The sequence below is a fragment of the Pseudomonas sp. Irchel 3F3 genome (assembly GCF_900187545.1).
GTDB classification, from domain to species: Bacteria; Pseudomonadota; Gammaproteobacteria; order Pseudomonadales; family Pseudomonadaceae; genus Aquipseudomonas; species Aquipseudomonas fortuita.
This window is the reverse complement of record NZ_FYDS01000009.1, coordinates 54789-68831: the sequence shown is the minus strand read 5'-3', so window position 1 is coordinate 68831 and position 14043 is coordinate 54789. Positions and strand designations below refer to the sequence as shown.

Genomic DNA, 14043 nt, shown 5'->3' with positions numbered 1-14043 from the left:
AAAAAGGGCAGTGATTCTAACGAAAAAACCCGCGACTGGCGCGGGTTTCTTTCGAGCGGTACAGCTGCAGGGCTCAGAGCTTCTGCAAGTCACGCTGGGCCAGCTGCGCGGCGGAGGTGCCGGGGTACTGGGTGATGACCTGCTGCAGGATGCCCTTGACCTTGTCGGTGTGGCCCATGCGGCGCTCGACATCGGCCAGTTTGTACAGCGAATCCGGCACCTTGCTGTGCTTGGGATACTTCTGGCTGACCTGGGCGAAGGCCTGGCTGGCAGCCGGAAGGTCGCCTTTGGCCAGGTTCACTTCACCCAGCCAGTACTGGGCGTTGCCGGCGTACTGGCTATTGGGGTACTTGCGCAGGAAGGCATTGAAGGCCTGGCTGGCCTTGTCGAAGTCTTTCTGCTTGATCAGGTCGAAAGCAGCATCATAGTAGAGCTTTTCTTTCGCGGGATCACCAGGCTCGCTACTGGCGGCCGGTTGTTGCGCAGCAGCACCAGCTGCTGCAGCGGGGGCGGCATTTGAAGCACCACCACCGGAGGAATTGTCAGGGGTCGCGGCAGGTGCAGCGCCACTGTTGATGCGACGGTCCAGGTCCTGGTATCGCTCCAGGTTTTCCTGCTTCATGCGCGACACATCGTTCTGCAGCTCTTCGATGATGCCTTGCTGGCGGGAAAGCTGGTCCTGCATCTGTTGCAGCTGCATGAACAGCTGGCCCTGTGCAGAGGCAGGGGCCGAAGCCCCTGACCCGGCATAGGCGCCGCTCGTGCCATAACCCACAGGCGGATAGCTGCCTGCGTTGTCATCTACTACAGGGACCTCAGCCCAGGCCGCGAGCGGCAGGCTGAGTGCGAGGACGGTTACTACACGGCGGCACATACGCATAAGAACTTACTTACGCAGTTCTACGCGACGGTTCTGAGCCCAGGATTGCTCGTCGTTGCCAGTGGCAACAGGACGCTCTTCACCGTAGGAGACCAGTTCCAGCTGAGCAGGGGAAACACCCTGCAGAACCAGGTAGCGTTGAACGGCCTTGGCACGACGCTCACCCAGAGCCATGTTGTACTCGCGGGTGCCGCGCTCGTCGGTGTTGCCTTCCAGGACAACGCGGTTGCCGTTGGACTTCAGGTCCTTGGCGTGAACGTCCAGAGCGCGCATGGCTTCTGGCTTCAGGTCCGAGCTGTCGTATTCGAAGTAGAAGGTGGTGATTGCGCGCAGGGCGGCTTCTTCGCTCAGGGAGCCGTCAACAGCGCCAGTGTTGGCACCGTAGCCAGCGTTCGGATCTACAGCAGCGCCTTCGCCTGCGTTGTCACCGCCCTTCGAGGAGCAACCTACAGCTACAGCCATGGCCAGAGCCAGCGCAGCGAATTTACCAAACTTCAGCATTTCCATCGTGAAACTCCTAATGAAACCCCAGTGTGTTAAGCAAAACGTATTACGCCGCAATCAGTTCAGGTAAGGGGACCAGGACGGTTCTCTGACTTCGCCTTGAGCGGTAGGAAGTGGGAGCCTCACGCGGCCATTAAGCGACACGAGCATCAAGACTCCCCGGCCCTGCTGGCGGGTGGCGTAGATTAGCATGGTGCCGTTTGGCGCAACAGTGGGAGACTCATCAAGACTTGTTTCCGAGAGAATCTTTACACTTCCGCGTTGCAAGTCCTGTGCCGCCACTTTGAAGTTGGTAAAGCCCTGTTGGCGATGGATCATCACCAGGGTCTTTTCGTCAGCCGACAGTTTCGGGTTGGCGTTGTAGTTACCCACGAAGGTGACGCGCTCGGCACCACCACCGCTGACCGATTGTTTGTAGATCTGCGGCTTGCCGCCACGGTCGGACGTGAAGTAAAGGGTATTGCCGTCTTTACCCCAGAACGGCTCGGTGTTGATACCCGGGCCTGCGGTAACTCGGCTGATCTGGCGCGACGCCACGTTCATCACATAGATGTCAGGGTTGCCGTCCTTCGACAGCACGAACGCCAGGCGCGAACCATCAGGCGACCAGGCTGGCGCACCGTTCAGGCCTTCGAAGTTGGTCACCTGCTCGCGGCGGCCAGTGTCGATGTTCTGAATGAAGATGCGCGGACGCTTCTGCTCGAACGACACATAGGCGATACGCTTGCCATCCGGTGCAAAGCGAGGCGACAGGATCGGCTCGCGCGATTGCAGCAGGGTGACCGCACGCGCACCGTCGTAGTCCGAACGCTGCAGCGTGTAGCGGGTGTTGTTGGTGGAGAAACGCTCGGCGGTCACGTACAGCATACGGGTTGAGAACGCGCCCTTGATGCCGGTGAGCTTCTCGAACGACTGGTCGGCAATGTAGTGCGCCATATCACGCAACTGGTCGGTGCTGCCCGCCACGCTACCGGTCAGCACTTGCTGCTCGGTGGCGACGTTGAACAGCGCGTACTGTACCTGCAGGCGACCGCCGGACGGCACGATGCTGCCAACCATCACGTACTGGGCACCCAGTGCTTTCCAGTCACGGAAGATCACTTCGCTGGCCTGCGACGGCTGGCTGATCATGTTCTGCCGCGGAATCGGCGAGTAGTACCCGGAGTTGCGCAGATCGTTGCCGATGATATCGGCAATGTCTTCGGGCAGCACGCTGCCGCCCTGCAAGCCGAACGGCACTACCGCGATGGGTGTTGCCCGGTCGCTGCCGCTGGTGACCAGGATGTTCTTTTCCTCTGCCACCGCCATGCCTGCCACGCAGCAGAGCATGACCAGCAGTCCTCTCAGACGTTTAATCACAACGCTAGATCCTCAGGTGTAAATGTCATCTTGAACGAACGATATTGGTTGAAATCGCTCGGCTTCATACCCTGCATCTCGGTCAAACGACCAATGTTCTTCACCGCAGCCACCGCCGAACTGTCATACGGGCCGTCACCACTGGAACGGGCCACGCTGACACTGGTGATGGTGCCGTCCGGCAACATGTTGATCTGCAGGACCACCGTCATGCCCTTGCGCGCGGAAGGCGGACGTGCCCAGCCCTCGGCCGCGCGCATGCGGATCAGGTCGTCGAAGTCGCCGGCCACCTGGTCACCCTGCTCGTCGGCCAGCGCCTGCTGCCGCTCGGTGGTGTCGGACAACAGCTCGGCCAAGGCCTGGGCTTTTTTGTCTTCTGCCGCCTTGCGGGCCGCTTCCTGTGCCTTTTTCTTCTGGGCGTCTGCAGCGGCCTTTTTCTTGGCCTCTTCAGCTGCCTTTTTCTTGGCGTCCTCGGCCGCCGCTTTCTTCTTGGCGTCCTCGGCTGCTTTCTTCTTGGCCTCTTCGGCAGCCTTTTTCTTGGCGTCCTCGGCGGCTTGCTTCTTCGCCTCTTCAGCGGCCTCTTTCTTGGCCTCTTCTTCGGCTTTTTTCTTGGCTTCTTCCTCGGCCTTTTTCTTGGCGATGTCGGCCTGCTGCTTCTCGGCGGCCTTCTTAGCCTCTTCGGCCTTCTTGGCTTCTGCGGCTTTCTTGGCCTCGGTAGCCTTGGCGGCTTCGGCAGCCTTGGCAGCGTCCTCGGCTTTTTTCGCCTCGGCGGCTTCGCGAGCCTCTTCGGCCTTTTGAGCGGCGTCGGCCTTCTTTTGTTCCGCGGCCTTCACGGCCTCCTGTTCGACCTTCTTCTGCTCCAGTTGCTCGACCTCGGTCTGGCGCGAAGCGGTTTTCTTCGCCTCCCCGGCAATCTTCTGATTGGTCTGGGTGGTCGCCTGGCTCTTGGATTTGAGCTGGTACAGGGTAGCCTGAACAATCGGCTTGGAAGGCGGCAGTTCTGGCGTCATGGCAAAACTGACGAACAGCATGGCGAACACCAGCACATGCAGGCCGATGGCCCAGACACTGGGCCAGAAGTAGCTTTCCGAGGCGGATGGCTCTCGCTGTTGCATCAGGGCGCCTCGGTAATCAGGCCAACGTTACCGACACCGGCCTTCTGCAACCCGCCCATGGCACCCATGACCGCGCCATAGTCGACAGCCTTGTCGCCACGAATGAACACCTGGGTTTGCTTGCCCTGGTCACGGCCGGCAGCAATGATCTTGGTCACTGCATTGGTCATGTCAGGCAAGGTCATGGCCTTGTCCATCTGCTTGTCGGTATCGACTTCGCTGCCAAGGTTCCAGTAGTAGGTTTTGTCGGCCTTGATGGAAATGGTGAGGATCTGGACGTTGTTGTCCTGCGGCAAGGCTTCACTGGAAACCTTGGGCAGGTCGACCTTCACGCCCTGGTTGAGCATGGGCGCCGTCACCATGAAGATGACCAGCAGCACCAGCATCACGTCGATGTAGGGCACCACGTTCATCTCGGCGACGGGCTTGCGTTTGTGGCGAACTCGGGCCATGGGCTTCTACCTGATTACTCTTCGCTGGTGTGCACTTTGCGGTGCAGGATCGCCTGGAACTCGTCGGCGAAGGTGTAGTAACGACCGATCAGCACTTCGCTGCGCGCGGCAAAACGGTTGTAGGCGATTACCGCCGGGATTGCTGCAAACAGGCCAATGGCGGTGGCGATCAGCGCTTCGGCGATCCCCGGGGCAACGGTTGCCAGGGTGGCCTGCTGGGCACTGGCCAGGCCGCGGAAGGAGTTCATGATGCCCCATACGGTACCAAACAGGCCGATGTACGGGCTGGTGGAACCGACGGTGGCCAGGAACGGCAGGCTCTGCTCGAGTTTTTCTTCCTCGCGCGAGATGGCAACGCGCATGGCACGGCCAACGCCTTCCATGACCGCGTCAGGGTCAACGCCCGGCTGCTGACGCAGGCGCGAGAACTCTTTGAAGCCGGCACGGAAGACCTGCTCCACGCCAGAATCCGGGTCGGGGTTGCTGCCTGCCTGGCGGTACAGCTTGGACAGGTCGATGCCCGACCAGAAGCGCTCCTCGAAGGCATCCAGCGCACGACGACCAGCGCGCAGCATGGTGCTGCGCTGAAAGATCATGATCCATGAGGTGACCGAGGCGGCCACCAGAATCAGCATTACCAGCTGTACCACCACGCTGGCATTGCTGACCAGACTCCACATGGAGGTATGGTCGACGACGTTAGCTTCCACGCTTATTCTCCTGCATTCGATTGATTACCCGAGCCGTCCGCCGCAAAGGCGTCGCGCAGCTGGGGGGGTATGGCTCGGGGTTTGAAAGTGTCGGCGCGCACGGCGGCCACCAGGAACTGCCCTTCGCAAAGCAGCGTTTCATCCTTTTCCCGCCAGACCTGCTGTACAAAACGCAGGCTGGCGCGATTGAGTTCAAGTACGTGCGCGGTCACCCGCAATTCGTCATCCAGCCGCGCCGGCGCGTGATAACGCGCTTCGCTGGAATGGACCACGAACAGCAGGTTGTCTTCAGCCAGCTGCGACTGGGAAAACCCCAGGTGCCGCAAGCGTTCGGTGCGCGCGCGCTCCATGAATTTCAGGTAGTTGACGTAATACACCACACCGCCCGCATCGGTATCTTCGTAATAGACGCGACAACGGTGTGCGAACGGTTCGAGCTGATTTTGCGCGCGCATACTCTAGTGCTTACTCCTCAGCTTGCCAATCCGCTGTGGCAACTGTTTTTTCTTCATTAATGTCTTATTGCCAGCGCACCCTTGGCATGCCAGCGGTAGGACCACGAAAAGTCGCTTTTGATCTGTCATTCATCGCCTGGCTCGGAAAAATCACCGCCCTCCCCCAAACGCCCGGGAATATTCAGGCCAAAGTGCAGGTAGGCATGCCGGGTGACCACGCGACCGCGCGGCGTGCGCATGATGTAGCCCTGCTGGATCAGGTACGGCTCCAGCACATCTTCGATGGTATGGCGCTCTTCGCTGATGGCCGCAGCCAGGTTGTCCACCCCTACCGGGCCGCCATCGAACTTCTCGATCATGGTCAGCAGCAGGCGGCGGTCGGAATGGTCGAAGCCACGTTCGTCGACATCCAGCAGGTTCAGCGCCATGTCGGCCACGGCCTTGGTGATCTGGCCCTTGCCGCGTACCTCGGCGTAGTCGCGCACGCGGCGCAGCAGGCGGTTGGCGATACGCGGAGTGCCACGGGCACGTCGGGCAATCTCGTAGGCGCCCTGGTCTTCGATGACCAGGCCAAGGATGTTGGCCGAACGGCTGACGATGGTGGCCAGGTCCTTGTCGCTGTAGAACTCCAGGCGCTGGACAATACCGAAGCGGTCACGCAACGGGTTGGTGAGCATGCCGGCACGGGTGGTAGCCCCTACCAGGGTGAACGGTGGCAGGTCGAGTTTGATCGAGCGGGCCGCCGGGCCTTCGCCGATCATGATGTCGAGCTGGAAGTCCTCCATGGCCGGGTAGAGCACCTCTTCGACAACCGGTGACAAGCGGTGGATCTCGTCGATGAACAGCACGTCGTGCGGTTCGAGGTTGGTCAGCATGGCTGCCAGGTCGCCGGGGCGCTCGAGGATCGGCCCCGAGGTGCTTTTTACCGACACGCCCATTTCATGGGCAATGATGTTGGCAAGAGTAGTCTTGCCCAGCCCGGGCGGGCCAAAAATCAGCGTGTGGTCAAGCGACTCGCTGCGGCCACGGGCGGCCTGGATGAACAGTGCCATCTGCTCGCGCACCACCGGCTGGCCGATGTAATCGTCCAGGCTCAGCGGGCGAATCGCACGGTCCTGGACCTCTTCGCGGTCGCGGCCACTGGCGGCAATCAGGCGGTCGGCTTCGATCACTTGGTAATCATCCCTTTCAGGCTGCGGCGGATCAGCTCTTCACTGCCAAGGCCGGCCTTGTCCTTGATCGCAGCGATTGCCTTGCTCGCTTCCTGCGGCTTGTAACCCAGCGATACCAAAGCACTGACGGCATCTGCCTCGGCGCTGGACTCGCTGGCGGCTGGCAACGGGCCATCGGACACCAGGGTAAACATGGCCGGCGAGGTTTCCCAGGCCTTGAAACGGTCCTTGAGCTCGACCAGCAGGCGTTCGGCGGTTTTCTTGCCGACGCCGGGCACGCGCACCAGGGCCGACGTGTCCTGGGCCTGCACGCAGCGGACCAGCTCGTCGACTTCCAGGCCGGACATCAGCGCCAATGCCAACTTGGGACCCACGCCATTGAGCCGGATAAGCTCGCGGAACAGCTCACGCTCGCGCTTTTCGGCGAACCCATAGAGCAAGTGGGCGTCTTCGCGCACGACCAGATGGGTGTGCACGGTGACGGGTTCGCCCACCTTGGGCAGACGGTACAGCGTAGTCATGGGAACTTCCAGTTCGTAACCCACGCCGTTGACGTCGATAATCAGGTGCGGCGGCTGTTTCTCCGCCAGGGTGCCGCGCAAACGTCCAATCACGTTCCGATCCTTCCTCTCGGGGAGCCGGTCAAAGACCGCTCAACCCTATCAGCAAATGCAACGGGTGAACGCATCACCCGCACAAAATGTGTATCAGCGCATGAAGCGCCTACAGACGCAAGCGCCCGCCGCGCCGCCGCGCCGTGGCCAGGCCATGGGGCACCAGGCTGGAACGGGTGTGGGCGTGGCACAGGGCGATAGCCAGGGCGTCCGAGGCGTCGATCTGCGGCTTTTGCGTCAGTTTCAGCAGGTGCATGACCATCATCATCACCTGCTCCTTGTTGGCCCCACCGGTCCCAGCCACCGCTTGCTTGACCTGGGTGGCGCTGTATTCAGCGATTTCGAGCCCGGCTTCGGCGGCAGCGACGATAGCCGCGCCGCGGGCCTGGCCGAGCTTTAGCGCCGAATCGGCATTGCGGGCCATGAACACCCGCTCGATGCCCATGGTCACCGGTTCATGCTGGGCGATGATTTCACTGACACCACGAAAAACGATCTGCAGCCGCTCGTGCAGCTCGCCGCTGCCGGTGCGGATGCAGCCCGACGCCACGTACTCGCAACCACGGGCGGTCTGGCGTACTACGCCGTAGCCGGTGATGCGCGAACCGGGGTCGATACCAAGAATCAGAGTCATAGTGCCTGTCGTAAAAATGATGCGTCTTTGCAAACTGTACCGGCCCTTTCGCGGGTAAACCCGCTCCCACAGGTACTGCACCGCATTCGAACGCGGTGCAGTACCTGTGGGAGCGGGTTTACCCGCGAAAGGGCCGGTACAGGCACTGAAAACTCAAAGAGCCGGCGTGGATCGCCAGGTCACCTTAGCCGAGGTTTTCCATGATCTCGTCGGAAATCTGGGCATTGGAGTAGACGTTCTGCACGTCATCCAGGTCTTCGAGCATGTCGATCAGCTTGAGCACCTTTTCAGCACCGTCCTGGTCGAGCTCGGCGCTGGTGGTCGGCTGCATGACGATTTCCGCGTCCGCAGCCTTGAAACCCGCCTCTTCCAGGGCATTGCGCACGGCGTAGAAGCTGTTGAATGAAGTGAACACGTCGAACGAGCCGTCATCGTTGGCCACCACATCGTCGGCATCGGCTTCCATCGCCGCTTCCATCAACGCGTCTTCTTCCACACCCGGGGCAAAGCTGAGCTGGCCTTTGCGCTCGAACAGATAGGCCACCGAACCGTCAGTGCCCAGGTTGCCGCCACACTTGGTGAAGGCATGACGCACGGCGGCGGCGGTACGGTTGCGGTTGTCGGTCATGGCTTCGACCATGATCGCCACGCCACCCGGGCCATAACCTTCGTAGCTGAGCTCTTCGACGTTGTCGCTTTCATTGGTGCCAGCACCACGGGCCACGGCTCGGTCGATGATATCGCGGCTCATGTTCGCGCCCAGGGCCTTGTCCAGTGCCAGGCGCAGGCGCGGGTTGGATGCCGGGTCAGGGCCGCCCTGCTTGGCAGCGACCGTGAGCTCGCGGATCCACTTGGTGAAGACCTTGCCTCTCTTGGCATCCTGGCGCTCTTTGCGGTGCTTGATGTTCGCCCACTTGGAATGACCAGCCATAACGACTCCGAATCCTTTGAATCACAAACAGCCCCGCCCCTGTACGGGGCGGGACGGGAAAATACCTGCGCCGAAACGCAAAGGCGCATCCATGTGGATGCGCCCGGGACCGCTTACTCGACCTTGGTCTGTTCGCGCAGTCGAATGTGCAGCTCGCGCAGGGCCTTGGCGTCGACCAGGCCAGGGGCCTGGGTCATGACGCACGCGGCGCTCTGGGTTTTCGGGAAGGCGATCACTTCACGGATCGACTGGGCGCCGGTCATCAACATGACCAAGCGGTCCAGGCCGAAGGCCAGGCCACCGTGAGGTGGCGCACCGAACTTCAGGGCGTCGAGCAGGAAGCCGAACTTCTCTTCCTGTTCTGCTGCCTCGATGCCCAGCAGGCGGAATACTGCCTGTTGCATCTCTTTACGGTGGATACGGATCGAACCGCCGCCCAACTCGGTGCCGTTCAGGACCATGTCGTAGGCACGCGACAGCGCGGTGGCCGGGTTGGCTTCGAGCTCTTCCGGCGTGCACTTCGGCGCGGTGAACGGGTGGTGCAGCGCGGTAAAGCTGCCGTCTTCGTTCTCTTCGAACATCGGGAAGTCGACGACCCACATCGGCGCCCACTCGCAGGTCAGCAGCTCGAAATCGTGACCCAGACGGATACGCAGGGCGCCCAGGGCTTCGCTGACCACCTTGAACTTGTCGGCACCGAAGAACACGATGTCGCCGTCTACAGCGCCAACGCGGTCGAGGATGTTGTTGAGGTTGGCCTCAGGGATGTTCTTGACGATAGGCGACTGCAGGCCTTCGACACCCTTGGCGCGCTCGTTGACCTTGATGTAGGCCAGGCCCTTGGCACCGTAGATGCCGACGAACTTGGTGTACTCGTCGATCTTGCTGCGCGGCATGCTGGCACCGCCTGGCAGGCGCAGAGCGGTCACGCGGCACTTCGGATCGTTGGCCGGGCCTGCGAACACCTTGAAGTCGACATCCTTCAGCTGGTCGGCAACGTCGACCAGTTCCAGCGGGTTACGCAGGTCTGGCTTGTCGGAACCGTAACGGCGCATGGCCTCTTCGAAGGTCATGTGCGGGAATTCGCCGAATTCCAGGTCCAGCACTTCCTTGAACAGCTTGCGGATCATGCTCTCGGTCAGGCCCATGATCTCGCTTTCATCGAGGAAGCTGGTCTCGATGTCGATCTGGGTGAATTCCGGCTGGCGATCAGCACGCAGGTCTTCGTCACGGAAGCACTTGGCGATCTGGTAGTAGCGGTCAAAGCCGGCGACCATCAGCAACTGCTTGAACAGCTGGGGCGACTGCGGCAGCGCGAAGAAGCTACCGGCGTGGGTACGGCTTGGCACCAGGTAGTCACGCGCACCTTCCGGAGTGGCACGGGTAAGGATCGGCGTTTCGACGTCGAGGAAGCCGTTGTCGTCCATGAAGCGACGGATGCTGCTGGTGATGCGCGAACGCAGGCGCAGCTTTTCAGCCATTTCCGGGCGACGCAGGTCGATGAAACGGTAGCGCAGGCGGGTTTCCTCGCCGACGTCGGAGAACTCGTTCAACGGGAACGGCGGGGTTTCCGCCTCGTTGAGCACGGTGAGCTGGTAGCCGAGGATCTCGATGGCACCGGAAGCCATGTTGGCATTCACTGCACCTTCTGGACGCTTGCGGACCTTGCCGGTGACCTGTACGACATACTCGCTGCGCACGCGGTCGGCGGCGGCGAAGGTTTCGGCGCGATCCGGGTCGAACACGACCTGGGCCATGCCTTCGCGGTCACGGATGTCGAGGAAGATCACCCCGCCGTGGTCGCGGCGACGATGGACCCAGCCGCAAAGGGTGACTTCCTGGCCGTCCAGGCTCTCGTTCAGTTGGCCGCAATAATGGCTGCGCATCATGATGGTGGTTTCGCTTCTCGTGATTCGTGTATTCGGTGGAGGCCTTGGCCGCCCAGAGGGCTAATACTGCAAGACCCGGTCACAGCATTCAACTCAGTCGGCTTTGTCGCCGCTTGCCAGATTCTTTTTCGCCCCGGTCTTGAAGTCGGTCTCGTACCAACCATTACCGCTCAGGCGGAAGCCTGGCACCGACAGCAGCTTCTTCAGCGCCGGCGCCTGGCAAGCCGGGCAATCGGTCAGCGGCGCGGCGCTGATCTTTTGCAGCACTTCCATGCGGTGCTCGCAGGACGCACATTGATAGTCATAAAGGGGCATGGGTGTCTCTCGTCAACCATAACGCTGGCTGCCAGGGCAGCAAAAAGCGGGATTATATATGGTTACCAAGCACTGCGCAGCCCGCCAGGCGATCAGCGCACACTTGGCGGGTCTTGCAGCCAGGCAACGCAGATTACCCGAATCAGCCCACTGAAGTTGCGCACTCCACCCTGGCGCAGGTGCACTTCGCGGTCCACGTAGGACAACACCGCACTGACCGAACAGCGGTTGGCGGCGGCGATGCGTTCCAGGATGCCCCAGTAGACGGCCTCCAGGCGCAGACAGGTGGAAAAACCGTTGAGCCGCACCGAACGTGACACCGGCTGCGTCTGCAACATATCGAAATCTGCCTTGAACGGATCAATGCACTGTTTTCCTGGCCAGCTTCCCTGACCAGCCACACGCTTGCTCGCTTGCATCATGCGCCCTACTTCCTCGTCACCGGTAACAGGTGACCAATGAAGCGCCGGGCGGCAGGTTTAAAGCAGCAGCAAAGTCTTCCCGCACAAACACTCGAGTCCTGAGCGCGAGGAAAACACTGTGGGAGCGGGCTTGCCCCGCGAACACCGGCAAAGCCGGTGCCATACACCGCGTGGCCTCATTCGCGGGACAAGCCCGCCCCCACAGGTTTTGTCACAGCTCTGGGGTATTTATTTCCCGTCGAGCAACACGCGCAGCATCCACGCGGTTTTTTCGTGAACCTGCATGCGCTGGGTCAGCAAGTCGGCGGTTGGCTCATCACTGACTTTGTCCACTACCGGGAAGATGCTACGGGCAGTTCGCACCACGGCCTCCTGGCCCTGGACCAGCTGGCGGATCATCTCGTCCGCCGGGGGTACGCCTTCCTCCTCCTTGATCGAGGAGTGCCGCGCATAAAATGCATACGACCCTGGCGCAGGGAAACCCAGTGCACGGATGCGCTCGGCAATCGAATCGACTGCCAGCGCCAACTCGTTGTACTGCTCTTCGAACATCAGGTGCAGGGTGCGGAACGACGGGCCGGTAACGTTCCAGTGAAAGTTATGGGTTTTCAGATACAGCACGTAGGTATCCGACAACAGGCGAGACAGCCCATCGACGATGGACTTGCGATCTTCTTCACTGATACCGATATCGATTGCCATTGAAGTTCCCCTTTCCATAAGGCTTGAGACTCAAGCGGACGCCGACCACTGTAGCAACACTTTACCCACACCGCCTGTGACATGGCGCAACACATCGCCCACTGAGGCCTGCGGTTTGAGTAGGCTTCGGCTTTGCTGTTAAATAGGCACCGTGCCACCCGTGCGGACTGTTATTGCCGGGTGCATAGGCTGGCTTGTCACGTGTTCGCGCTTTACACCTCATGCGCACCGTACTGCCCGCTCTTCCTGTGATCGGCCTTATCAACTGTGAGCCAACCCCATGTTCAAGATCGTCCATCTGGTGACGGGCGTGGCAGCCTTGCTGCTATCGCTCATACCCAGCCTGAAAACCGATGCGACACCCTTCCTGCAACAACCCGACGCGGTTTACCTTGCCCTGCTCGGCCTGCTCAACCTGGTCCTGGCGCCGGTCGTGCCGCTGTACTACCGCGGCGCCCGCCAGCAGTTGCAACACCTTGCCTGCGCCCTGCTGGTGGTGGCGGTGGTGCTGCAAACCCTGACGCTGCTGGCCCGCCCGGAAATGGGCAACCTTGCTGCGCTGGTCTGTGCGGCACTGGCTGTGGCCCTGCACCTGGCTGTGGGTTTTGCCCGCAGCCCGCGCAAGGCACGCAGCAGCCAGCATGCCGCCCAGGATGCTGGCAACCGTGATACCGGCACGGTGAAGTGGTTCAACACCTCGAAAGGCTTTGGTTTCATCTCCCGCGATTCGGGCGATGACATCTTTGTGCACTTTCGTGCCATACGCGGCGAAGGCCACCGCATCCTGGTCGAAGGCCAGCGCGTGGAGTTTTCGGTGATGCACCGGGACAAGGGCCTGCAGGCCGAAGACGTGGTTGCGGTAACACGCCGCTAACCTGTGCAGGAGCGGCCTGGCGCCGCTCCTGCCAGGGTTTCTGTTGCTTCAGGACATCAGTAATGAGGCGGCGGCGCCTCTTCCCCTTCGCTGCCGTACTGGCCGACCATCTCTTCATGACGCTTGATCAGCTCGGCCACCTGCAATTGCAGCCGCTCGATCACCCGCGCCTGCTCGACCATCACGTCATTCAGCGCCTGGATAGTGTCATCCTGAAACGCTTGCCGGGTTTCCAGTTCAACAATACGCAATTCCAGTGACATGTCAGGCCTCCTGGTAGCCAGCAAGTTGCAGCCCACGCAGGCGCTGGCGGATGGCCTGCAACTGGTCTTCGCTGTAAGCCACAGCAGGGCACTTGCCCCAAACCGGTGCCGGCCAGGCCGCGTCGTCCCGCTGGCGTACGATCACGTGCATGTGCAACTGGCTGACGACATTGCCCAGCGTGGCCACGTTCATCTTGGCGGCGCCGTAACTGGCCTTCAGCGCTTCAGCCAGAAGGGTGGTTTCCTGCCACAACTGGTGCTGCTCCGCCGCATCCAGCTCGAATACCTCGCTGATCCCGGCGCGCTTGGGTACCAGAATGAACCATGGGTAGTTGGCATCCTTGCTCAGCAGCAGGTGGCACAACGCAAACTCCCCAAGCACCAGGGAATCCTGCTGCAAACGCGAATCCAGGACGAACACGGCATATCTCCTTCAGAACCCGCTTCAAGCGGAAAACAGGCCTGCAAGGATACCTTGCACACTCCCGGTAACACAGCGCTACTTTTCGCACCAAAATGAAGCCGCCTGCGCACCACCACCACACTTGCCACCCCACAAATGACTCTGGTTTAACAAATAGCGGTAACACATTGACTTTCATGGCAGGTTTCTAAATTTTAATGATTCTCGACTCCAACACCCCCTCATTGTGCCTTCGACCCGTATTTACGGCACTTTCCGACCCTCGGTAGCAGGTTTTGTGAAAAATTCATGAACTGTTGCGAATTTTGAGCACGCTTGTTGCACTCCC

At 60.8% G+C, this 14043-nt stretch carries 18 protein-coding genes; 1 reads left to right on the top strand and 17 read right to left on the bottom strand.

What is annotated here, in order from left to right; all coding sequences use genetic code 11:
• Positions 1-73: 73 nt before the first annotated feature.
• From ybgF to CKW35_RS20120, 15 genes are all read right to left on the bottom strand, one after another.
• Positions 74-880: a tol-pal system protein YbgF gene (gene ybgF, locus CKW35_RS20190; RefSeq protein ID WP_016488650.1), complete on the bottom strand. Its 807-nt coding sequence runs from the start codon at positions 878-880 to the stop codon at positions 74-76.
• A 6-nt stretch (positions 881-886) separates the two neighbouring features.
• Entirely contained in the window at positions 887-1387 is a 501-nt protein-coding gene (gene pal / locus CKW35_RS20185) for a peptidoglycan-associated lipoprotein Pal (RefSeq protein ID WP_012273762.1), read from the bottom strand.
• A gap of 54 nt (positions 1388-1441) precedes the next feature.
• Complete coding sequence (gene tolB / locus CKW35_RS20180; RefSeq protein ID WP_012273763.1) at positions 1442-2713, bottom strand: Tol-Pal system beta propeller repeat protein TolB; 1272 nt, start codon at positions 2711-2713, stop codon at positions 1442-1444.
• Between the two features lie 26 nt (positions 2714-2739).
• On the bottom strand, positions 2740-3858 hold the full coding sequence (gene tolA, locus CKW35_RS20175) for a cell envelope integrity protein TolA (RefSeq protein WP_016488651.1): 1119 nt from the start codon (positions 3856-3858) through the stop codon (positions 2740-2742).
• Positions 3858-4310 carry a protein TolR gene (tolR, locus tag CKW35_RS20170; RefSeq protein ID WP_012273765.1) on the bottom strand — a complete coding sequence of 151 codons (453 nt, stop codon included), beginning with the start codon at positions 4308-4310 and terminating at the stop codon, positions 3858-3860. The genes tolA and tolR overlap by 1 nt, the downstream gene beginning before the upstream one ends.
• A gap of 14 nt (positions 4311-4324) precedes the next feature.
• Positions 4325-5020, bottom strand: coding sequence for a protein TolQ (gene tolQ, locus CKW35_RS20165; protein WP_008090219.1), 696 nt, complete (start codon positions 5018-5020; stop codon positions 4325-4327).
• A gap of 2 nt (positions 5021-5022) precedes the next feature.
• Positions 5023-5475, bottom strand: a complete 453-nt coding sequence (gene ybgC / locus CKW35_RS20160) for a tol-pal system-associated acyl-CoA thioesterase (protein ID WP_016488652.1) — start codon at positions 5473-5475, stop codon at positions 5023-5025.
• A 125-nt stretch (positions 5476-5600) separates the two neighbouring features.
• Positions 5601-6647 (bottom strand): Holliday junction branch migration DNA helicase RuvB, encoded by a 1047-nt coding sequence (ruvB, locus tag CKW35_RS20155; RefSeq protein ID WP_016488653.1) that lies wholly within the window; start codon positions 6645-6647, stop codon positions 5601-5603.
• A complete protein-coding gene (gene ruvA, locus CKW35_RS20150) occupies positions 6644-7261 on the bottom strand; it encodes a Holliday junction branch migration protein RuvA (protein WP_016488654.1) in 618 nt (205 codons plus the stop codon). The genes ruvB and ruvA overlap by 4 nt, the downstream gene beginning before the upstream one ends.
• A 109-nt stretch (positions 7262-7370) precedes the next feature.
• Positions 7371-7895 carry a crossover junction endodeoxyribonuclease RuvC gene (gene ruvC, locus CKW35_RS20145; RefSeq protein ID WP_016498323.1) on the bottom strand — a complete coding sequence of 175 codons (525 nt, stop codon included), beginning with the start codon at positions 7893-7895 and terminating at the stop codon, positions 7371-7373.
• Between the two features lie 184 nt (positions 7896-8079).
• A complete protein-coding gene (locus CKW35_RS20140; protein ID WP_023048900.1) occupies positions 8080-8826 on the bottom strand; it encodes a YebC/PmpR family DNA-binding transcriptional regulator in 747 nt (248 codons plus the stop codon).
• Positions 8827-8939: 113 nt separating this feature from the next.
• Positions 8940-10715 (bottom strand): aspartate--tRNA ligase, encoded by a 1776-nt coding sequence (aspS, locus tag CKW35_RS20135; protein ID WP_016488657.1) that lies wholly within the window; start codon positions 10713-10715, stop codon positions 8940-8942.
• 93 nt (positions 10716-10808) lie between these two features.
• A complete protein-coding gene (locus CKW35_RS20130; protein ID WP_095116724.1) occupies positions 10809-11030 on the bottom strand; it encodes an FmdB family zinc ribbon protein in 222 nt (73 codons plus the stop codon).
• A 92-nt stretch (positions 11031-11122) separates the two neighbouring features.
• A complete protein-coding gene (locus CKW35_RS20125) occupies positions 11123-11452 on the bottom strand; it encodes a ribbon-helix-helix domain-containing protein (protein ID WP_016488658.1) in 330 nt (109 codons plus the stop codon).
• A 228-nt stretch (positions 11453-11680) separates the two neighbouring features.
• On the bottom strand, positions 11681-12154 hold the full coding sequence (locus CKW35_RS20120; RefSeq protein ID WP_003254783.1) for a Dps family protein: 474 nt from the start codon (positions 12152-12154) through the stop codon (positions 11681-11683).
• A 280-nt stretch (positions 12155-12434) separates the two neighbouring features.
• On the opposite strand from CKW35_RS20120, the gene CKW35_RS28765 reads away from it, so the two are divergent.
• Positions 12435-13028, top strand: coding sequence for a cold-shock protein (locus CKW35_RS28765; protein WP_016488659.1), 594 nt, complete (start codon positions 12435-12437; stop codon positions 13026-13028).
• Positions 13029-13084: 56 nt separating this feature from the next.
• Here CKW35_RS28765 and CKW35_RS20110 read toward each other — a convergent pair whose 3' ends face one another.
• Complete coding sequence (locus tag CKW35_RS20110) at positions 13085-13291, bottom strand: SlyX family protein (RefSeq protein WP_016488660.1); 207 nt, start codon at positions 13289-13291, stop codon at positions 13085-13087.
• 1 nt (position 13292) lies between these two features.
• The gene (locus CKW35_RS20105; RefSeq protein WP_095116722.1) at positions 13293-13712 is read right to left on the bottom strand and encodes an HIT domain-containing protein; all 420 of its coding nucleotides are present in this window, start codon (positions 13710-13712) and stop codon (positions 13293-13295) included.
• Between the last annotated feature and the right edge of the window lie 331 nt (positions 13713-14043).